The following is a 19,628-nucleotide window of genomic DNA, read 5'->3' as shown; positions in this document are numbered from 1 at the left end:
ATGGCAACGATCAAGGATGTGGCAGCGCTTGCGGGTATTTCCTACACCACGGTGTCTCATGTGGTGAACAAGACACGCCCGGTCAGTGAGCCTGTGCGCATCAAGGTCGAGGCGGCAATCAAGCAGCTCGACTACGTACCGAGCGCCGTCGCGCGCTCGCTCAAGGCCAAGACGACCGCCACCATCGGTTTGCTGGTGCCCAACAGCCTCAACCCGTATTTTGCCGAGCTGGCTCGCGGTATCGAGGATTACTGCGAACGTAACGGTTATTGCGTGATCCTGTGCAACTCCGACGACGATGCCGCCAAGCAACGCAGTTACCTGCGGGTGTTGCTGGAAAAACGCATCGACGGCTTGATCGTGACCTCGGTAGGCGGCGACGACAGTGGCCTGGCGGCCGGCCTGAGCGCGGTGCGCACGCCCATGGTCATCGTCGACCGCGCGCTGGACGGCATCGATGTGGACTTGGTGCGCATTGACCACGAAGAGGGCGCTTACCTGGCGACCCGGCACCTGCTTGAACTGGGCCATCGCGACATTGCCTGTATCGGCGGGCCTGGTCACACCCGCGTTGCGCAAATGCGCCTGGCGGGCTATCACCGTGCGCTCGACGAAGCCGGGGTGGATGTTGCGCCCGGTCGCACGGAGGAAAGCGATTTCACCAGCATCGGCGGTTACGCCGCCGCCGTGAAGTTGCTGTCCGAGAACCCGCCCAGTGCGATTTTTGCCAGCAACGACATGATTGGTTTTGGCGTGTTACGCGCAGCCGCAGAGCGCAATATCCGCGTGCCGGCCGATCTCTCGGTGATCGGTTTTGATGACATCCAAATGGGCCGCTACGTATACCCGGCATTGACCACGGTCGGGCAATCGATCGTGCAACTGGGCGAAACGGCGGCCGAACTGTTACTGCGACGAATTGCTACCCCCCAACTGCCGATCGATCAACGTATCGTGACGCCGAGCATTGTGTTGCGTGAGTCAACGGCGCCGGTCGCTGGTGCGTTCGCGCAATACCGCTGAACCGAATTGATGAGTACTGATGTATGCCAGCAAAAGTAGTGGTAGTAGGCAGTTTGAACATGGACCTGGTCACCCGTGCCAGTCGCTTGCCGCGTGCCGGCGAAACCCTGATCGGTCAATCGTTCTCGACCGTGCCGGGCGGCAAGGGCGCCAACCAGGCCGTCGCATCTGCACGCCTCGGGGCGGAGGTGGCGATGATCGGCTGCGTGGGCACTGACGCCTATGGTGATCAATTGCGCGAAGCGCTGCTGGTCGAAGGTATCGACTGCCAGGCCGTCAGCACAGTGGACGGCTCCAGCGGTGTGGCGTTGATCGTGGTGGATGACAGTAGCCAGAACGCGATTGTGATTGTCGCCGGTAGCAACGGCGAGTTGACGCCCGCCGCGATGCGCGCGGTGGATGCCGTGTTGCAGGCTGGCGACGTGATTGTCTGCCAGCTTGAAGTGCCGATGGAAACGGTGGGCTACACGCTCAAACGTGGTCGTGAGCTGGGCAAGACGGTGATTCTCAATCCGGCGCCTGCCAGCGGCCCGCTACCGACCGAGTGGTACGCCTCGATCGACTACCTGATCCCCAACGAAAGCGAAGCCAGCGCACTGAGCGGCATGACGGTTGACTCCCTCGACAGCGCCAAGCTGGCGGCGACTCAACTGATCAAGGCCGGTGCAGGCAAGGTCATCATCACCCTGGGTGCCGAGGGAGCATTGTTCGCCGATGGCGAGAGCTTCGAGCACCTGATGGCTCCCAAGGTCAAGGCGGTCGACACCACCGCTGCCGGAGACACCTTCGTCGGTGGTTTTGCTGCGGCACTGGTCAATGGCCAAAGCGAAGCCCAGGCCATTCGTTTTGGGCAGGTCGCGGCGGCGTTGTCGGTCACGCGGGATGGTGCGCAACCTTCCATTCCCACACTCAACGACGTTCAAGGTTTTGTGCCCTCATGAAAAAGACCCCTCTGCTCAATATCGCCTTGTCGCGTGTGATCGCCTCCCTTGGTCATGGTGACATTCTGGTCATCGGTGACGCGGGCTTGCCGGTGCCGCCGGGCGTCGAGTTGATCGACCTCGCGCTGACCCAGGGCATTCCCGACTTCATCAGTACGCTGCGCATCGTGTTGAGCGAGATGCAGGTGGAAAGTCATGTGCTGGCCGAAGAAATTCTGCTCAAGCAACCGGCTGCGCTGGCCGACCTCGACAGCCTGACCGAGCAGGCCGCGCTGGGTGAGCGACGCCTGCTCAGCCACGATCAGTTCAAGCAACTGAGCCGCTCGGCGCGCGCGGTGGTGCGTACCGGTGAGTGCCAGCCTTATTGCAATATCGCGCTGGTGTCCGGCGTCACTTTCTAGAGTTTCCCAACGACAAGGAGTGTTTTATGCAACGTAGTCTCCCGACCCTGAAAAACCTGTTCCGGAGTGTTCTGCTTTTGTCCGCGCTCACTGCTGCAAGCGCCCAGGCGGCGGAAAAAATCGACCTCATCATCGACACCGACCCGGGTGCCGACGATGTCGTGGCCTTACTGTTTGCCATGGCGTCGCCGGAAGAGTTGAGCATTCGTGCGCTGACCACCGTGGCCGGCAATGTACGCCTGGACAAAACCTCCCGCAACGCGCGCCTGGCGCGCGAGTGGGCAGGGCGCGAGGAGATCCCGGTGTATGCCGGTGCGCCCAAGCCCCTGCTGCGCACGCCGATCTATGCCGAGAATATCCACGGCAAGGAAGGCATCTCCGGCGTCACCGTGCATGAGCCGCAAAAAGGCCTCGCCGAAGGCAACGCCGTGGATTACCTGATCAAGACCCTGCGTGCTGCCAAGCCCCACAGCATCACGATCGCCATGCTCGGCCCGCAGACCAACCTGGCGCTGGCATTGACTCAGGACCCGGAAATCACCCAAGGCATCAAGGAAGTGGTGGTGATGGGCGGCGCGCACTTCAATGGTGGCAACATCACGCCGGTGGCTGAATTCAACCTGTTCGCCGACCCTCTGGCTGCAGAGATCGTGCTCAAAAGTGGCGTCAAGCTGACCTACCTGCCTCTGGACGTGACCCACAAGGTGCTGACCAGTGAGGCGCGCCTGAAGAAGATCGCTGACATCAATAACAACGCCAGCAAAATCGTGGGCGACATTCTCAATGAATACGTCAAGGGCGATATGGAGCACTACGGTATTCCGGGTGGCCCGGTGCACGACGCCACCGTCGTTGCCTACCTGCTCAAGCCTTCGCTGTTCAGTGGCCGTGAAGTCAATGTGGTCGTGGACAGTCGCGAGGGCCCGACCTTCGGCCAGACCGTTGTCGATTGGTATGACGGCCTGAAACAACCGAAGAATGCATTCTGGGTTGAAAACGGCGATGCCCAGGGCTTTTTCGACTTGCTGACTGAACGTCTGTCCCGTCTGAAATAACGGGTTTGCCGGTCGGCGCTCGTCGGCCGGGTCTTATTCGCGCTCGGGGTCATGCGCCCCTGTGTGATCGGCCGGGTATTTCTCGAATACCTGGCCGATGAAGGCTTGCGCGGCTTGTGTGCCCAGTTCCTTGACCAACAGGTCGATACCAATGATCGCCAGCTCTTCCGGGCTTCCCGGGCTGTAGGAGCTTTGGCCCTGAGGCCATTTGGCTTTGATGTCGGCTTGCAGGATCACGGTGCTCATGGTCGGGGCTCACGGGTCGAAAAAAACGGGGGCAGTGCGCTGGAGCGCGGCTCTTACGCGGGCAGTTAACCATCTTGCGCACTATTTGGCACTGCGACTTAGGCATCAAGCGCTTGGCAAAAGGCAAGGCTATGCGACACTGTCCACCCTTTAAATGACCGGGGAACACTGCGTGCACATCGACTTGAACAGTCCAGCTAACCTGACGCCGGCAGCCGTGCGCCAATTGCTCGCCAGTGCCAGCGATGACGAACACACACAATTGCGCGTGACCAAAGAGGGGATGGCGTACATCTCCTCCGGCAAGGCCGTAGGGGGTGTGGAGATCGACGGGCTGCTGTTTCGCCTGGAAACCTGGGCCAAAGGCTCCGGTTATGTCGGTAACGTGGCCGCCAGTGATGAGGTCTGGGTCATGCAGATTTTCAACGCGTTGAAACAAAACTGGCCTGTGCCGGCGTTTGACTACATCGACATCTACTGAGCGCATTCATATCTGGTGACGATTGACGGGGCGAATGCCGGTGTTGAGTCAGGCAGACTTGCCTGTGCAGGTTTACGTCTTGAAACCAATCGTTCTGACGGCTGTCGCACAATCTCTGTCCACTTTTTTCATAGGAGGCTTCATGCCTTGGAAGCTCGCTTCATTCGGTTCTTTGTTGACTGCACTCGCACTGGCGGGTTGCAGCACCCCGGGTGCCTCTGAGCCAGGCAAAGACGCCGCCGTGGCCGATTCCGGCCATAGCCGCTGTGAGTCGAAGGCTGCTGAATTTGCAGTTGGCCAGAAAGCCTCGCCGCAGTTGCTGGATCAGGCCCGCACCCGCGCCGGTGCGCAGAACGCACGGATCCTCAAGCCCAGCGATATGATCACGCTGGAATACCGCTCCGACCGCCTGAACCTGAATACCGATGACAACCTGGTCATTACCCGCGTCAATTGCGGCTGAGGTTCACTAGGCTTTTGCAGCGCCCATAAAAAACCCCGTCACATGGACGGGGTTTTTTAGCTCAACGGAGAATTACTCGCCGCGAACCTGTGCAGCTTGCATACCCTTTTGGCCTTTCTCAGCCACGAAGGAAACGGTTTGGCCTTCTTTCAGGCTTTTGAAACCGTCGCTTTCGATAGCTTTGAAGTGTACGAACAGGTCGTCACCGCCACCTTGAGGAGTGATGAAGCCGAAGCCTTTTTCATCGTTGAACCATTTAACGGTGCCGGTTTGGCGATTAGACATGGTGTATCTCCAAGAAACTTATATTTTCAGTAGTGCTGTGCTGCTCAGGCCAACTGGGCACACCGGGCTATCATAGTCGAAATGTTCGGCTTGGGAGCCCCCCCAAGGCATTGTTTGCTAATCAATAGCGTTGCGTTTAGCGCAATGATTGGCTGAAAGCCCCGTTCTACGGGGCTTGCGCCGGAAATATCAACTGGTAAAAAAAGCCGTAAAAGCTGCGTAATTTGTGAGAAAAGGCAGTTTTCAGGCTGTTTTTCCCGCAAAACAGGCGTCTGAAGACGTCTCGTTGTTACTTTTTCTTCACGACCTTGCAGGACGAAATAGCGGCCACGGCTTTGTTTTTAAGCTCCGGGCTGGCGTTCTGGTTGGTCATCAGTTCTTTGATTTCGGCAGTGCTCAACTCGGCATTGATCTTGTCAGCGCCACAATCGCAGTGAGCTTTGGCTGTTTTGGCGTCCACGTTCTGGCTGGCGGCTGCGCTGCAGTCATTAACGAAGGCATCGCGGGCACCGGCGGGCCAGTTGGAAGGGGCGGCAGCCTGGGCGCCGAGGGACAGCAGGCTCAGGGTGGCGGCGATAGCGAGGGTCGAGGTAAAACGCATCATGGGATGCTCCTTTGGGTCGAGGACGAACGGCGATTCTCGATGCGTTTGAGGCCTGCCGTACAGTCCAAGTTCACTTTGGCGGCCATAAACAGCGGAAATTGCCGCAACAGGCACGTCGTCGGCACGATGACCGTTCATCTGTGCTAGCATCGGCCGCCTGGCTATTTCCAGGTGCGCAATTAGCCGCCCTGCCAGATCTTTTTTCAGCTCAATCCAGTCACTCTGGTTCGATTATCGGTTGGCCGAAAGGCTCCTGCCGCTGTAAGGCAGGCGTTCATCATTGAACGGCCTGGTGTTGGATCTTGTACTGGCTCATCCCAACCCACGTGACCTTTGGTAGGGGTCACCACTAGGAGAGGAGGCGCCATGCCAACTATTACTCTACCCGACGGCAGTCAACGTTCATTCGATCATTCGGTTTCCGTAGCCGAAGTCGCCGCATCCATTGGCGCGGGTCTGGCCAAGGCCACCGTGGCCGGCAGGGTCGACGGCAAACTCGTGGACGCCAGTGACCTGATCACTGGCGACGCGAGCCTGCAGATCATCACGCCCAAGGACCAGGAGGGGCTTGAGATCATTCGCCACTCTTGCGCGCATTTGATTGGCCATGCGGTCAAGCAACTGTACCCGACCGCAAAAATGGTGATCGGCCCGGTCATCGATGAAGGCTTTTATTACGACATCGCCTACGAGCGTCCTTTTACGCCTGATGACCTTGCGGCCATCGAGCAGCGCATGCACGCGCTGATCGAAAAGGACTATGACGTGATCAAAAAGGTCACGCCGCGCGCCGAAGTGATCGATGTATTCACCGCTCGCGGCGAAGACTACAAGCTGCGTCTGGTCGAAGACATGCCGGACGAGCAGGCCATGGGCCTGTACTACCACGAAGAATACGTCGACATGTGCCGTGGCCCGCACGTGCCGAACACGCGCTTTCTCAAGTCGTTCAAGTTGACCAAGCTGTCCGGCGCCTACTGGCGTGGCGACGCGAAAAATGAGCAGCTGCAACGGATCTACGGTACGGCCTGGGCCGACAAGAAGCAGCTGGCCGCCTACATCCAGCGCATCGAGGAAGCCGAGAAGCGTGATCATCGCAAGATCGGCAAACGCCTGAACCTGTTTCATCTGCAGGAAGAAGCGCCGGGCATGGTGTTCTGGCACCCGAACGGCTGGACCCTGTACCAGGTGCTCGAACAGTACATGCGCAAGGTTCAGCGCGACAACGGTTACCTGGAGATCAAGACGCCACAGGTCGTTGATCGCAGCCTTTGGGAAAAATCCGGGCACTGGGCCAACTACGGCGACAACATGTTCACCACGCAGTCGGAAAACCGCGACTACGCCATCAAGCCGATGAACTGCCCGTGCCATGTGCAGGTGTTCAATCAGGGCCTGAAGAGCTACCGCGAGCTGCCGCTGCGCCTGGCCGAATTCGGTGCATGCCACCGTAACGAGCCATCGGGTGCGCTGCACGGCATCATGCGCGTACGCGGCTTTACGCAGGACGACGCGCACATCTTCTGCACCGAAGAACAGATGCAGGCCGAATCCGCTGCCTTTATCAAGCTGACCATGGACGTGTATCGCGATTTCGGCTTTACCGAAGTCGAAATGAAGCTGTCCACTCGTCCGGAAAAACGCGTCGGCTCCGATGAGCTGTGGGATCGCGCCGAATCGGCACTCGCCGCAGCACTCGACAGTGCGGGCCTTGCGTACGACCTGCAGCCAGGGGAGGGTGCGTTCTACGGTCCGAAGATCGAGTTCTCGCTGAAAGATTGCCTTGGCCGCGTCTGGCAGTGTGGTACCCTGCAGCTCGATTTTAACCTGCCGATCCGTCTGGGAGCCGAATACGTCTCCGAAGACAACAGCCGTAAACACCCGGTTATGCTGCACCGGGCAATCCTCGGCTCGTTCGAGCGGTTCGTCGGTATCCTGATCGAGCACTACGAGGGCGCATTCCCCGCGTGGTTGGCTCCGACCCAGGCAGTGATCATGAATATCACTGACAAACAGGCAGATTTTGCCGCTGAGGTTGAAAAAACTCTCAACGAAAGCGGATTTCGTGCCAAGTCCGACTTGAGAAATGAAAAGATCGGCTTTAAAATCCGCGAGCATACCTTGCTCAAGGTTCCCTATCTTTTGGTTATCGGAGATAGGGAAGTCGAGATGCAGACTGTCGCTGTGCGTACTCGTGAAGGTGCTGACCTGGGCTCGATGCCCGTCGCCCAGTTCGCTGAGTTCCTCGCGCAAGCGGTTTCCCGGCGTGGTCGCCCAGATTCGGAGTAATTATTATTAAGCGTGAAATGAGACAAGATAAACGAGCTGCACCGAAAGCCCCGATCAACGAGAATATCTCGGCACGCGAGGTTCGGTTAATTGGCGCTGACGGCGAGCAGATTGGCATCGTCTCGATTGATGAAGCGCTTCGTATTGCAGAAGAGTCCAAATTGGACCTGGTGGAAATCTCCGCCGATGCAATCCCACCCGTATGTCGGGTGATGGACTACGGCAAGTCGATCTTCGAGAAGAAGAAGCAGGTTGCCGCGGCGAAGAAGAACCAGAAGCAGATTCAAGTAAAAGAAATCAAGTTTCGTCCAGGGACGGAGGAAGGGGATTACCAGGTAAAACTGCGCAACCTGGTACGTTTCCTGAGTGATGGGGACAGGGCCAAGGTATCCTTGCGATTCCGCGGCCGTGAGATGGCCCACCAGGAGCTGGGGATGGAACTCCTCAAGCGGGTTGAAGCTGACCTGCTCGAGTACGGTTCGGTCGAACAGCATCCTAAGATGGAAGGACGCCAGCTGATCATGGTCATCGCCCCGAAAAAGAAGAAGTAATCAACAGGGCACGGCAGGCCTTCTGATTATGTTTATCAACTGAATGCGGAGTATCCGAACATGCCAAAGATGAAGACTAAAAGTGGTGCTGCTAAGCGGTTTCTGAAAACCGCTAACGGTATCAAGCACAAGCACGCTTTCAAGAGCCACATTCTGACCAAAATGTCGACCAAGCGTAAGCGTCAACTGCGCGGTAGCAGCTTGCTGCATCCGTCTGACGTGGCAAAAGTCGAGCGCATGCTGCGCCTTCGTTAATTTTGGATCAAGAATAGAGGAAGTAACTCATGGCTCGTGTTAAGCGTGGCGTCATGGCCCGTAAGCGTCACAAAAAAATTCTGAAACTTGCTAAAGGCTACTACGGCGCGCGTTCACGCGTATTCCGTGTTGCCAAGCAAGCGGTAATCAAGGCAGGCCAATACGCCTACCGCGACCGTCGTCAGAAAAAACGTCAGTTCCGCGCTCTGTGGATCGCTCGTATCAATGCTGGTGCTCGTGTTAACGGTCTGTCCTACAGCCGTTTCATCGCTGGCCTGAAAAAAGCGTCCATCGAAATCGACCGTAAGGTTCTGGCTGAACTGGCCGTGAACGAAAAAGCGGTGTTTGCTGCGATTGTCGAGAAAGCTAAAGCCACCTTGGCTTAAGTACCCCCGACAGTCACCCTGGGCTGCTCCTGCAGCCCAGGGTGGTAAACGTCATAAATAGGGGAAGAGCCTTCAAGCTCTTCCCCTATTTTGTATCTGGAGTCTGTACATGGAAAACCTGGACGCGCTCGTTGCCCAAGCTCTTGAGGCTGTGCATAGCGCTGAAGATATCAATGCCCTGGAGCAAATCCGGGTTCACTACCTTGGCAAAAAGGGTGAATTGACTCAGGTGATGAAGACCCTGGGGAATTTACCGGCAGAGGAGCGTCCGCAAGTCGGTGCGCTGATCAACGTTGCCAAGGAGCGCGTCACCGAGGTTCTCAATGCGCGCAAGGCGTCGCTCGAGGAGGCCGATCTTGCGGCCAAGCTCGCGGCCGAGTCCATTGACGTGACCTTGCCTGGCCGTGGCCAGGCGTCGGGCGGTCTGCATCCGATCACCCGGACTCTGGAACGTATCGAACAATTCTTCACCCATATCGGCTACGGCATCGCTGAAGGCCCTGAGGTCGAAGACGACTATCACAACTTCGAGGCGCTCAACATCCCAGGCCATCACCCGGCCCGGTCGATGCACGACACCTTCTATTTCAATGCCAACATGCTTTTGCGCACCCATACCTCGCCGGTACAGGTCCGCACCATGGAAGCGAACAAGCCGCCAATCCGCATCGTTTGCCCCGGCCGCGTGTACCGCAGCGACTCCGATATCACCCACTCGCCGATGTTCCACCAGGTCGAAGGCTTGCTGGTTGATCGCGACATCAACTTCGCCGACCTCAAGGGCACCATCGAAGAATTCCTGCGGGTGTTCTTCGAGAAAGAGCTGGCCGTGCGTTTCCGTCCATCCTTCTTCCCGTTCACCGAGCCTTCCGCTGAAGTCGATATGGAATGTGTGATGTGCAGCGGCAAAGGCTGCCGTGTCTGCAAGCAGACTGGTTGGCTGGAAGTGATGGGCTGCGGCATGGTTCACCCCAACGTGCTGCGCATGTCCGGGATCGACCCGGAAGAATTCTCGGGCTTTGCCTTCGGCATGGGCGTTGAGCGTCTGGCCATGCTGCGTTACGGCGTGAACGACTTGCGTCTGTTCTTCGACAACGACTTGCGGTTCCTCGCGCAATTTCGCTAGTCGTAACGAATCTTTAGGAGAGCAGGATGAAATTCAGTGAACAATGGCTGCGCGGCTGGGTAAGCCCGCAGGTAGATCGCGACGAGCTGGTTGCTCGCCTGTCGATGGCCGGTCTTGAGGTCGATAGCGTAACGCCGGCCGCCGGTGTTTTCAGCGGCGTGGTGGTGGGTGAGGTGCTGAGCACCGAACAGCATCCGGACGCCGACAAATTGCGTGTATGCCAGGTCAGCAATGGCGCTGAGACTTTTCAGGTAGTGTGCGGAGCGCCCAACGTGCGTCCGGGCCTGAAGATTCCGTTTGCCATGATCGGTGCCGAGCTGCCGGGCGATTTCAAGATCAAGAAGGCCAAGCTGCGCGGTGTCGAATCCAACGGCATGCTGTGCTCCCAAGCCGAGCTGCAAATCGGTGAAGGCAATGATGGCCTGATGGAGCTGCCGGCGGATGCGCCCGTGGGTCAGGACGTTCGCGTTTATCTGGAGTTGGAAGACGCCAGCATCGAGGTCGACCTGACCCCGAACCGTGGCGACTGCCTGTCCCTGGCGGGTCTGGCCCGTGAAGTGGGTGCGCTGTACAACGTCCCGGTTACCCGCCCGGTAGTCACCGCCGTGCCAGCCGTGCATGACGAAGTGCGTCCGGTCGAAGTGCTGGCCCCCAATGCCTGCCCGCGTTACTTGGGTCGCGTTATCCGTAACGTCGACCTGTTCAGGCCAACTCCGCTGTGGATGGTCGAGCGCCTGCGTCGCGCCGATGTACGCAGCATCGACGCCGCCGTCGACATCACCAACTACGTGATGCTTGAGCTGGGCCAGCCACTGCACGCCTTCGATCTTGCCGAAATCAACGGCGGCATCCGCGTGCGTATGGCCGAAGAAGGCGAAAAGCTGGTGTTGCTCGATGGCCAGGAAGTCAGCCTGCGTGCCGATACCCTGGTAATCGCCGACCATTCCCGTGCGCTGGCGATTGCCGGTGTAATGGGGGGCGAGCACAGCGGTGTATCCGCAACCACCCGCGATGTGTTCCTCGAAAGCGCGTTTTTCGATCAGATCGCCATCGCCGGCAAGGCCCGTTCCTACGGCCTGCACACCGACGCCTCGCACCGTTACGAGCGTGGCGTGGACTGGCAGCTGGCCCGTGAAGCCATGGAGCGGGCCACTGGCCTGCTGCTGGACATCACCGGCGGCGAAGCCGGCCCGATCACCGAAGTGGTCAGCGAGCAGCACCTGCCGTCCGTTGCGCCTGTTACCCTGCGTGCCAAAAGTGTCGAGCAAATGCTTGGCCTGGTGATCGCACCCGTTGAGATCGAGCAATTGCTGTCGGCCCTGGGTCTGGGCATTTCGGCCGGCGGGGAAGGGCAGTGGCACGTTACTGTGCCAAGCCATCGCTTCGATATCAGCCTCGAAGTCGACTTGATCGAAGAACTGGCTCGCCTGTACGGCTACAACCGCCTGCCGGTTCGTTATCCACAGGCGCGCCTGGCCCCGCAACCCAAAGCCGAGGCGCGTGCACACTTGCCTGAACTGCGTCGGCTGCTGGTAGCGCGTGGCTATCAAGAGGCGGTGACCTACAGTTTCATCGATCCCAAGCAGTTCGAGCTGTTCAACCCTGGCGTCGAGCCGCTGCTGCTGGCTAACCCGATCTCCAATGACATGGCGGCCATGCGTTCATCGCTGTGGCCAGGTCTGGTCAAAGCGCTTTCCCACAACCTGAATCGCCAGCAAGACCGCGTGCGCATGTTCGAAAGCGGCCTGCGATTTGTCGGTCAGTTGGGCGACCTGAAGCAAGAGTCAATGCTGGCCGGCGTGGTCTGCGGCAGTCGTTTGCCGGAAGGCTGGGCTCAGGGGCGCGATCCGGTGGATTTCTTCGACGTCAAGGCTGACGTGGAAGCGGTGCTGGGCTTTGCCGGTGCATTGGATGCCTTTACATTTGTGCCGGGCAGCCATCCTGCGTTGCACCCGGGCCAGACAGCACGCATTGAGCGTGACGGTCGTCTGGTGGGTTTTGTGGGTGCGATTCACCCCGAGCTTTCAAAAAGCCTGGGCCTGGACCGTGCGGTCTTCGTTTTTGAACTGGTTCTGGCGGAAGTCGCTTCGGGCAAAATGCCGAAATTCAGCGAGCTGTCACGCTTTCCTGAAGTGCGTCGCGACCTGGCCCTGATTGCTGATCGTGAGGTTGCCGCCACTGCCGTTCTGGACGTAATTCGTGAAAATGCAGGGGAATGGCTGACAGACCTCAGGCTATTTGACGTCTATCAGGGTAAAGGCATTGATCCGCATAGAAAAAGCCTCGCCGTCGGCTTGACCTGGCAGCATCCATCGCGCACTCTTAACGACGATGAGGTGAATACCACGACACAAAATATCCTCACCTCGCTTGAACAAAGGTTAAACGCCACGTTAAGGAAGTGACGTATGGGGGCTTTGACGAAAGCTGAGATGGCGGAACGTCTGTACGAAGAGCTGGGTCTGAACAAGCGCGAAGCCAAGGAATTGGTCGAGCTGTTTTTTGAAGAAATCAGGCACGCTCTTGAAGACAACGAACAGGTCAAATTGTCCGGTTTCGGCAATTTTGACCTGCGGGACAAACGCCAGCGTCCTGGCCGCAATCCAAAAACGGGAGAAGAAATCCCGATCACGGCTCGCCGTGTGGTCACCTTTCGTCCAGGGCAGAAGTTGAAGGCCCGAGTTGAGGCTTATGCTGGAACCAAGTCATAACGACGAGCTACCCGTCATCCCAGGCAAACGCTACTTCACCATTGGTGAAGTCAGCGAGCTCTGTGCGGTCAAACCGCACGTGCTGCGCTATTGGGAGCAGGAGTTCCCTCAGCTCAACCCCGTCAAACGCACCGGGAACCGTCGGTATTATCAGCGCCAGGACGTGCTGATGATCCGACAGATCCGCGCGTTGCTGTACGACCAGGGGTTCACCATCAGCGGCGCGCGTCAGCGCATGTCCGGTGATGAAGCCAAAGACGACACCACCCAATACAAGCAACTGATCCGCCAGATGATCTCCGAACTCGAAGATGTCCTGGTGGTGTTGAAAAAATGAATTGGGCTTTTAAAATACTTCCACATTTCAAAAGCTTGCGGTATATTCCTGATCGCTTCCTAGCGAAGCGAACCCAGTAACACGCCTAGTCGGGGCGTAGCGCAGTCCGGTAGCGCACTAGCATGGGGTGCTAGGGGTCGAGTGTTCGAATCACTCCGTCCCGACCATATTATTCAATGGCTTAGGCCAATGTTCACAGCATTGGCCTTTTTCATGTGCGTGACATTTGCGAGACTTGTCGTTTTTTCATGCCTGTTTCCTCTTCAACATTGTCAGAACCGGCCCTCGCGAATCGGTTGCTGATACCCTGTTCGCGGCTTCAATCAGATGCCCGAGCTCCCCGCCCGAATAGTGGCTGGTGATGCTGCCGTTCTTGTGCCCCAGTAGGGCCTTGCGATCTTCTTCGGTCATCCTGATCAACGACCCAGGGCCCATGCGCGTGCTTCGTTTCCATGACTCTCTGCATCCGTTGGTTCACCCGATCAGGCGGCGGCAGGCTGATTCATAAGTTCGGCGTAAGTGTTGAGCGCTTCTTTGCGGGTGGAGGCGGGAAGGAGCGACAGGTCATCCAACTTCGTTGAAACTGTGCTTTTATTGCTGGGCAGTTGAGTGTACGGATAGGCTAAAAACAGCCATGTGCGTGAATCGCACTGCCAAATAGCGAGACATTTGAATGTTCAGATTTTTCCTAACCACTGTTTTTACCCTTGTGTTTCTCGGCGCAATCTCTGGTTGCTCTTCCACTGCCGAACAAGAAAAAACACTGAGCGCCGGGCTCGTAACGCATTTGAATAAATTCAAGAGTTACCCGATCGCCTCACAATTGGCCGGGGTTGAAGGAACAAACCAACTGCGTTTTACAATAGATGGCGACGGAAATATCGTTTCTTATGAGCTGGTACACAGTTCAGGCAATGCGGACTTGGACGCGGCCACCCTAGGACTGATCCGTCGCGCCCAGCCATTGCCAAAACCACCAGCCAATCTAATGAAAAATGGCCCGATTACGATCACAGCCCCTTTTATCTACTCTCTAGACGGGAATATCTGAGCAGCGCGTGCAAAACGTTAGAGTTTTCTGGCGATTTGAATTACGCGCCGGTGTGCGTTGAAACCCAGTGAGGCATAAATGGTTTTTCAATCTCGCCGGATCAAATTGTTAAGCCAAAGAGTGCGTTATCAGCCACCAGGGAGAAAACGAGTGAAGGTAATCCGGAGTAAAGAGTTCACCGCTGCTCGCGCATGGGGTGCACTGGATATTGCAAACATGCACGGCACGACAGTGCGTCTTCATTGGACGGATCAGCCCTACAAGTGGCATGTGAACGATGGAGAAGAAGTATTTGCGGTCCTGGACGGCGTCGTCGAAATGCACTATCGCGATCTAGGTATTGAACACATTGTTGTGCTGTCGGCGGGGGATGTGTTTTTTGCGGGTATCGGTTGTGAGCACGTTGCTCACCCTCTCGGCGAAGCTCGAATACTCGTCATTGAGCGCGAGGGGAGCGTTTGATTGAGAGCGGGCTGGCCCGATGTCTCCAGCGCACTCCCAACCCTCCTGAATTCAACTGCCCGCAAAAAAACTCAAACCCTTACCAATACCGCATTGATAAGTGAGTGTTTTATCAATCTGTCGGTAATCGGGAACCGAGAATATCGTCATGCTGAACTCGGCATTGCCATCCGGGTGCACCCGATAGCGCAAAAACTGATTAATAGGCTTGCCTTCACGGCTCACACTGAAATGATCGTCGGCGAATGCCAGGGTGCCGTCCTCGGTCACGCGAAAGGCATCAATACGCAGCCCACCGCGGGTTTTGGTGGGCTCAGCGTTGCTCGATCCCGGCTTGCAGAGGCCCAGGTCAAGCACCACGGAGACGGACTTTCCGGCCAATAAAGACTGTGTCACTGCAGGCAAGTCGGGTAAGGCATCGCTGGCCCAGCTCATGGCGGGGAGTGACAAGGCGAGCATAAAAAGACAGGACTTGTTCATAGCGTCTCCAGTAAGGGTCATGGTGGGAGCAGGTTACCCGTAACGTCTACCCGTGTTTATGAACATTGCAATGTGACGACCTATTTAACCGAACGCTCTGCAGCCGCTGTTTTCGATGGACTCTCGGTATTGCGCATGCCTCTGTCCCTTTTTTTCACCTCACCTGTCATACCCGGTAAGTGAACAAAATCGAGAGCCTTTCCCATGTCCGCCGTTCTGCCCCTGCGCTTGCGCCCTTTGCTCCGCTTGAGCCTGATGCTGAGCCTCAGCGCCAGCCCGCTGTTCGTCTCACTCAGCTACGCCGAAGACACCACACGCCGCAGCTACCAGATCCCTGCCGGTAGCCTGAGCACCGCGCTGACCCGATTTGCCGGCCTGTCCGGTGTCAATCTGTCGGTGGATCCGGCGCTGGTCAGCGGTCGCAGCAGCAGTGGTTTGACGGGCGAATATGGTGTGGAGGAGGGCTTTGCTCGCCTGTTGCAAGGCTCCGGCCTGCAATTGCAGCCGGTGGGCGAGCAGGCGTTCATGCTGGTGCCGGTGCCCGAAGGCAGCAGTCTGAAACTGGCGCCGACGTCGATCCTCGCCACCACCGACCTGGCGGGCGGTGATGCCTATGCCGGTGGGCAGGTTGCGCGCCGTGGCTCGCAGGGCCTGCTGGGCGCACGGGACTTCATGGAAACGCCCTTCAGCATGACCACCTACAGCCAGGAGGCGGTCAAAAACCAACAGGCCCGCACGCTGGGCGACCTGATCGCCAGCGACCCTTCTGTGCGCACCACCAACCCGGCCGGCGGGCGGTACGAGCAGTTCACCATTCGCGGTTTCAGCCTGTTCAACAGTGACGTTTCCTACAACGGCTTGTACGGCGTATTGCCGACGTACACGATTGACATGGAAATGGCCGACCGCGTCGACATCCTCAAGGGCCCGAGCCAGTTGATCAACGGCATCTCCCCGCGTGGCAGTGTGGGCGGCGGCATCAACGTGGTGCCCAAGCGGGCGACCGACAAGGATATCAATTCGTTTACCGGCACTTGGGCCTCCGGCAGCCAGGCGGGCGGCGCGGTGGATATTGGCCGCCGGTTTGGCGAGGACAATAAGTTCGGCATTCGTTTCAACGGCGTGAAGCAGGCCGGCGATACCGAGTGGGATCACCAGAGCGTCGACCGCGAGATGGCCGTGCTGGGTCTGGATTTTCGCGGTGAGCGCCTGCGTCTCTCCACAGACATCGGCCGCACCGAGCGGGACACCGACGCGCCCCAGGAGCGTGTGCAGGTGGCCGCCAATGCCAGGGTGCCCAGCGCCAGCGATGTGCGCCGCAACTACGCGCAGTCCTGGAGCAAGGCCAGCACCAACGACACCTTCGGCACGTTCAATGGCGAGTTCGACCTCAGCGACAATGTGATGCTGTACGGCGGCATGGGCGCGCGCAAGAGTAACCACGACTTCCTGCGCCATGCGGTGTCGGTCAGCAACAACGTCGGCGATTTCAGCGTGCAGCCGCGTGACTTCACCCGTGACGAAAATGTGCGTACCGCCACCGCCGGCGTGCGCAGCTGGTTTCACAGCGGGCCGGTGAGCCATGAGGTCAACCTCGCGGCCAGCTACTTCTACATGGACTTTGAAAACGGCGGCGCGCGGTACGCGGCGGCACCGAGCAATCTCTATAACCCCGTGCAAACCCCGACGCCTTCGCGGCCGACGCGTTTTGATCCCAAGGTGTACACCGAAAACACGTTCAGCGGCCTGGCGCTGTCCGACACCCTGGGCTTTTTCGATGACCGCCTGCTGCTGACCCTGGGCGCACGCTGGCAGCGCGTGAAGGTGGACGATTGGACCGACAACGTGAAAGGCGCCACCGCTTACGACGAAGAAAAGATTTCACCCTCGGGCGGCGTGCTGTTCAAGGCCACTGACACGCTCTCGCTGTACGCCAACTACATGGAAGGCTTGAGCCAGGGCAAGATCGCCCCGTCCACCTCGATCAACGAAGATGAAATCTTCCCGCCCTTTATCAGCCGTCAGGTCGAGGTGGGCGCCAAATACGACGCCGGAGCTTTCGCGGTGACTGCTGCGGTGTTCCGCATCAAACAGCCGGCCTACGAAACCAATGCCGGCTCGCGGTTGTTCGGTCCCAATGGCAAGCGTCAGAACGATGGGGTTGAGCTGAGCCTGTTCGGCGAGCCGTTCAAGGGGGTCCGTTTGCTCGGCGGCGTGATGTACATCGACAGCGAATTGACTCACACCACCAACGGCACTTTCGACGGCAACCGCGCGCCGGCAACGCCCAAGTACAACGTCAATCTGGGCGCCGAGTGGGATGTGCCGACCCTCGAAGGCCTGACCCTGACCAGCCGTGGTATCTATTCCAGCTCCCAGTACCTGGACCAGGCCAACGTCAAGCAGATCGATGCCTGGAATCGCATTGACGTCGGCGCGCGCTACGCCTTCAAGGTGGACGACAAGCACATCACCCTGCGCGCCAACGTGGAGAATGTGGCCGACAAACGCTACTGGAGTTCGGCCGGTGCCTCGGATGACAGCGAGCCTGGCCTGACCCTCTCGACGCCGCGCACCTATCTGCTGTCGGCCACGGTCGATTTCTGAGTTGATACGGGACTCAGATCAGCGGATCCCAACGCTGTGACCAGTCACTCTCTGCCCTGACCACCTCGCGCAGCAGTGCCAGCGCCTGCTGCAACACGGCCGAGTCTCGCGCCCGCGCGTACACCAGGTAGGTCGGAAAGCTGAACTCCGGCGCCTTGGGCACACGCTGCATCACGCCGCTGTCGAGGTAGCTCTGCACCACGCGCGTGCGGAAATACCCCGCGCCGCCATTCTCCAGAATGTACTGCAAGGCCAGCGGCCCCACATTGAAACTCAACGCCGCGCGGGCCTTGTCTGGGAGGGCGGCGTCATGTTGCTGGCGAAACCCCGGTCCCCAATCGATATACACATAGGGCGCCGGCTTGCTTACCAATTGCACCAGAATCAGTTTTTCTTCGAGCACCTGCTCCACCTGCAACCCCGGCCAGTACTGCGGCTGAAACACCAGCGCCGCGTCGAGCACGCCCAATTCCAGTTGGCGCAGCAGGTACTCACCTTCGCCGATTTCCGTGCGCAGCGCGTGCCCGGGGATGTGTTCGCGCAGAGCCTGGGCCCAGCCGAGCATCAGCGGGTTGCACAGGCTGACCTCACCGCCGATGTGCAGCATGTTGCGATAGCCTTCGGGCAATGGCAGGTCGCGACGCGCGGCCTCCCAGGTCTGCAGCAACTGGTTGGCATACACCACGAAGGCCTCACCATCAGCGGTCAACCGCGCACCGGCGCGGTTACGGATGAACAGCGTGCTGCCCAGCTGGCTCTCGAGACTCTTGACCCGCGCGGTAATGGCGGTCTGGGTGACGTGCAGCTTCTCGGCCGCCGCGGCCAGGCTGCCGCAGCGGATGATTTCAAGAAAGGTGCGAGCCAGTTCGATGTCCATAAAATGCCTTGCGATTGAGTCCGGGCATTGTAGTGGAATGCATGCGCAGATTCCCTGTGGCGAGCAGGCTTGTCCTGCGTTGGGCTGCGCAGCAGCCCCAAAACCAGGCTCCGAGCATTAGCAGGTACACCGCGTTTTGCGGGATTGGGGGCGCTTCGCACCCCAACGCGGGGCAAGCCCGCTCGCCACAGAACGCCGGTTGCATTGGGTTACTCCCATGCCCCGCGGTCCAGGCAGCGCGCGGACGCAGGCGGCTGCTTGCCGTAGGCGAGAAAGTCGCCAAGCCAGCGAGTCACGCAGCCATTCGCGTCGGCGCTGGAGGCATCCTTGAGCAGCAATTGCTCCACCCCTGCGGCCATCGGCGAGCCTTTGCTCGCGTTCACCAGCACCATGCGCGTGACACGCTCGGGAAACAGCGAGCCGTAGCGGCTGCCGAGCAGGGTGGCATCGGCATTCCCCACAAAGCTGAGCTGCGCCTCGCCCAGTTGCCCGCGCACATACTCCATGTCCTGCGCAGCCTGCTCGACCGCGTCGTCCTGCGACAGGTCGCGAAGGCTCAGTTCGACTACGTCATACCGGTCAATCAGCGTGCGATACGCTGGCGTTGCCAGGGATTCCCAGCGGCTGGTCAATTGCAGCGCGAAAGGCACGCCGCTGGTCGTGCCCGGCTGGATAAACACCACGCCTTCGCGGTTCAGCGGTTCCCGGGCGCCCACCCGGGTCAGGGTGAGAATCACGCGACCGCGCCCAGGAGCGGCATGGTCTCGCGGCACGCTCACCTGACCGCACTGGGTACGCGCTACCACCTCAGGGTCCAGCGGTACAACGCCGGAAAAGGGGCAGTCCAGCAGCCAGTCAATGGCGGTCGGCGCGATCAACGGTTCGGCCAGCAGCAGCGGAGCTGCCAGCCAGCAGCCGAGGCCGGTCAGGTATTTTTCCAGAACGCGGAGTTTCATCGAGAGGGTTCGGTCAGCCGTGAGATAGCGGCTTTTTTACC

The 19,628-nt window shown here is 58.8% G+C and carries 22 protein-coding genes, 1 tRNA gene and 2 pseudogenes; 18 read left to right on the top strand and 7 right to left on the bottom strand.

Annotated features, from left to right (window positions below; translation table 11 throughout):
* From H045_RS11965 to H045_RS11950, 4 genes are read left to right on the top strand one after another with little or no spacing between them, the layout of a single operon-like run.
* Positions 1 to 1,023, top strand: a complete 1,023-nt coding sequence (locus tag H045_RS11965; RefSeq protein WP_003234268.1) for a LacI family DNA-binding transcriptional regulator — start codon at positions 1 to 3, stop codon at positions 1,021 to 1,023.
* Positions 1,024 to 1,046: 23 nt separating this feature from the next.
* Positions 1,047 to 1,964 carry a ribokinase gene (gene rbsK / locus H045_RS11960; protein ID WP_015372485.1) on the top strand — a complete coding sequence of 306 codons (918 nt, stop codon included), beginning with the start codon at positions 1,047 to 1,049 and terminating at the stop codon, positions 1,962 to 1,964.
* Entirely contained in the window at positions 1,961 to 2,365 is a 405-nt protein-coding gene (gene rbsD / locus H045_RS11955) for a D-ribose pyranase (RefSeq protein ID WP_003234266.1), read from the top strand. The genes rbsK and rbsD overlap by 4 nt, the downstream gene beginning before the upstream one ends.
* 26 nt (positions 2,366 to 2,391) lie before the next feature.
* A complete protein-coding gene (locus H045_RS11950; RefSeq protein ID WP_003234265.1) occupies positions 2,392 to 3,420 on the top strand; it encodes a nucleoside hydrolase in 1,029 nt (342 codons plus the stop codon).
* Between the two features lie 33 nt (positions 3,421 to 3,453).
* On the opposite strand, the gene H045_RS11945 is transcribed toward H045_RS11950, so the two are convergent.
* Positions 3,454 to 3,666: a hypothetical protein gene (locus H045_RS11945; RefSeq protein WP_003234264.1), complete on the bottom strand. Its 213-nt coding sequence runs from the start codon at positions 3,664 to 3,666 to the stop codon at positions 3,454 to 3,456.
* 172 nt (positions 3,667 to 3,838) lie between these two features.
* On the opposite strand from H045_RS11945, the gene H045_RS11940 reads away from it, so the two are divergent.
* Positions 3,839 to 4,147: a hypothetical protein gene (locus H045_RS11940; protein ID WP_003234262.1), complete on the top strand. Its 309-nt coding sequence runs from the start codon at positions 3,839 to 3,841 to the stop codon at positions 4,145 to 4,147.
* A gap of 142 nt (positions 4,148 to 4,289) precedes the next feature.
* Positions 4,290 to 4,610: an I78 family peptidase inhibitor gene (locus tag H045_RS11935; protein WP_003234261.1), complete on the top strand. Its 321-nt coding sequence runs from the start codon at positions 4,290 to 4,292 to the stop codon at positions 4,608 to 4,610.
* A gap of 72 nt (positions 4,611 to 4,682) precedes the next feature.
* Here H045_RS11935 and H045_RS11930 read toward each other — a convergent pair whose 3' ends face one another.
* Positions 4,683 to 4,895, bottom strand: coding sequence for a cold-shock protein (locus tag H045_RS11930; RefSeq protein ID WP_003234260.1), 213 nt, complete (start codon positions 4,893 to 4,895; stop codon positions 4,683 to 4,685).
* Between the two features lie 289 nt (positions 4,896 to 5,184).
* Positions 5,185 to 5,499: a hypothetical protein gene (locus tag H045_RS11925; protein ID WP_003234257.1), complete on the bottom strand. Its 315-nt coding sequence runs from the start codon at positions 5,497 to 5,499 to the stop codon at positions 5,185 to 5,187.
* 366 nt (positions 5,500 to 5,865) lie between these two features.
* Between H045_RS11925 and thrS the strand changes: the two genes are divergently transcribed.
* The 9 genes from thrS to H045_RS11880 all read left to right on the top strand — a co-directional run bounded on the left by thrS (position 5,866) and on the right by H045_RS11880 (position 13,321).
* Positions 5,866 to 7,788, top strand: coding sequence for a threonine--tRNA ligase (thrS, locus tag H045_RS11920; protein WP_003234255.1), 1,923 nt, complete (start codon positions 5,866 to 5,868; stop codon positions 7,786 to 7,788).
* Positions 7,788 to 8,339, top strand: coding sequence for a translation initiation factor IF-3 (gene infC, locus H045_RS11915; protein WP_015884933.1), 552 nt, complete (start codon positions 7,788 to 7,790; stop codon positions 8,337 to 8,339). The genes thrS and infC overlap by 1 nt, the downstream gene beginning before the upstream one ends.
* A gap of 60 nt (positions 8,340 to 8,399) precedes the next feature.
* The gene (rpmI, locus tag H045_RS11910; protein ID WP_002553160.1) at positions 8,400 to 8,594 is read left to right on the top strand and encodes a 50S ribosomal protein L35; all 195 of its coding nucleotides are present in this window, start codon (positions 8,400 to 8,402) and stop codon (positions 8,592 to 8,594) included.
* Between the two features lie 29 nt (positions 8,595 to 8,623).
* Positions 8,624 to 8,980, top strand: coding sequence for a 50S ribosomal protein L20 (gene rplT / locus H045_RS11905; RefSeq protein WP_003234252.1), 357 nt, complete (start codon positions 8,624 to 8,626; stop codon positions 8,978 to 8,980).
* A 109-nt stretch (positions 8,981 to 9,089) separates the two neighbouring features.
* The gene (gene pheS, locus H045_RS11900; RefSeq protein ID WP_003234250.1) at positions 9,090 to 10,106 is read left to right on the top strand and encodes a phenylalanine--tRNA ligase subunit alpha; all 1,017 of its coding nucleotides are present in this window, start codon (positions 9,090 to 9,092) and stop codon (positions 10,104 to 10,106) included.
* A 26-nt stretch (positions 10,107 to 10,132) separates the two neighbouring features.
* The gene (gene pheT / locus H045_RS11895; protein WP_015372484.1) at positions 10,133 to 12,511 is read left to right on the top strand and encodes a phenylalanine--tRNA ligase subunit beta; all 2,379 of its coding nucleotides are present in this window, start codon (positions 10,133 to 10,135) and stop codon (positions 12,509 to 12,511) included.
* Positions 12,512 to 12,514: 3 nt separating this feature from the next.
* Positions 12,515 to 12,817 (top strand): integration host factor subunit alpha, encoded by a 303-nt coding sequence (gene ihfA, locus H045_RS11890; RefSeq protein ID WP_002553164.1) that lies wholly within the window; start codon positions 12,515 to 12,517, stop codon positions 12,815 to 12,817.
* Positions 12,798 to 13,154, top strand: coding sequence for a MerR family transcriptional regulator (locus H045_RS11885; protein WP_003174972.1), 357 nt, complete (start codon positions 12,798 to 12,800; stop codon positions 13,152 to 13,154). Before ihfA ends, H045_RS11885 begins: the two co-directional genes overlap by 20 nt.
* A gap of 90 nt (positions 13,155 to 13,244) precedes the next feature.
* Positions 13,245 to 13,321: transfer RNA gene (locus H045_RS11880), tRNA-Pro, on the top strand.
* Between the two features lie 79 nt (positions 13,322 to 13,400).
* Here the strand turns inward: H045_RS11880 and H045_RS11875 are convergent.
* Positions 13,401 to 13,565 (bottom strand): annotated as a pseudogene (locus H045_RS11875) (tyrosine-type recombinase/integrase); the annotation flags it as partial.
* 364 nt (positions 13,566 to 13,929) lie between these two features.
* On the opposite strand from H045_RS11875, the pseudogene H045_RS24535 reads away from it, so the two are divergent.
* Positions 13,930 to 14,205: pseudogene (locus H045_RS24535) on the top strand (energy transducer TonB family protein); the annotation flags it as partial.
* A gap of 150 nt (positions 14,206 to 14,355) precedes the next feature.
* Positions 14,356 to 14,667 carry a cupin domain-containing protein gene (locus tag H045_RS11870; protein WP_003234243.1) on the top strand — a complete coding sequence of 104 codons (312 nt, stop codon included), beginning with the start codon at positions 14,356 to 14,358 and terminating at the stop codon, positions 14,665 to 14,667.
* A gap of 51 nt (positions 14,668 to 14,718) precedes the next feature.
* Here the strand turns inward: H045_RS11870 and H045_RS11865 are convergent, their stop codons facing one another.
* Entirely contained in the window at positions 14,719 to 15,147 is a 429-nt protein-coding gene (locus H045_RS11865; RefSeq protein WP_032870696.1) for a VirK family protein, read from the bottom strand.
* A gap of 204 nt (positions 15,148 to 15,351) precedes the next feature.
* Here H045_RS11865 and H045_RS11860 point away from each other — a divergent pair, with 204 nt between their 5' ends.
* Complete coding sequence (locus H045_RS11860) at positions 15,352 to 17,754, top strand: TonB-dependent receptor (protein WP_015372482.1); 2,403 nt, start codon at positions 15,352 to 15,354, stop codon at positions 17,752 to 17,754.
* A 13-nt stretch (positions 17,755 to 17,767) separates the two neighbouring features.
* Here the strand turns inward: H045_RS11860 and H045_RS11855 are convergent, their stop codons facing one another.
* Together H045_RS11855 and H045_RS11850 are read right to left on the bottom strand one after the other, a co-directional pair.
* On the bottom strand, positions 17,768 to 18,631 hold the full coding sequence (locus tag H045_RS11855) for a LysR family transcriptional regulator (RefSeq protein ID WP_003234237.1): 864 nt from the start codon (positions 18,629 to 18,631) through the stop codon (positions 17,768 to 17,770).
* A 209-nt stretch (positions 18,632 to 18,840) separates the two neighbouring features.
* The gene (locus H045_RS11850; RefSeq protein WP_015372481.1) at positions 18,841 to 19,587 is read right to left on the bottom strand and encodes an alpha/beta hydrolase family protein; all 747 of its coding nucleotides are present in this window, start codon (positions 19,585 to 19,587) and stop codon (positions 18,841 to 18,843) included.
* Positions 19,588 to 19,628 lie beyond the last annotated feature (41 nt).

The sequence above is a fragment of the Pseudomonas poae RE*1-1-14 genome (assembly GCF_000336465.1).
In the GTDB taxonomy this organism is placed as follows: Bacteria; Pseudomonadota; Gammaproteobacteria; order Pseudomonadales; family Pseudomonadaceae; genus Aquipseudomonas; species Aquipseudomonas poae.
Note: the sequence above shows the minus strand (reverse complement) of the source record. Positions and strands in the feature narration are given on the sequence as shown.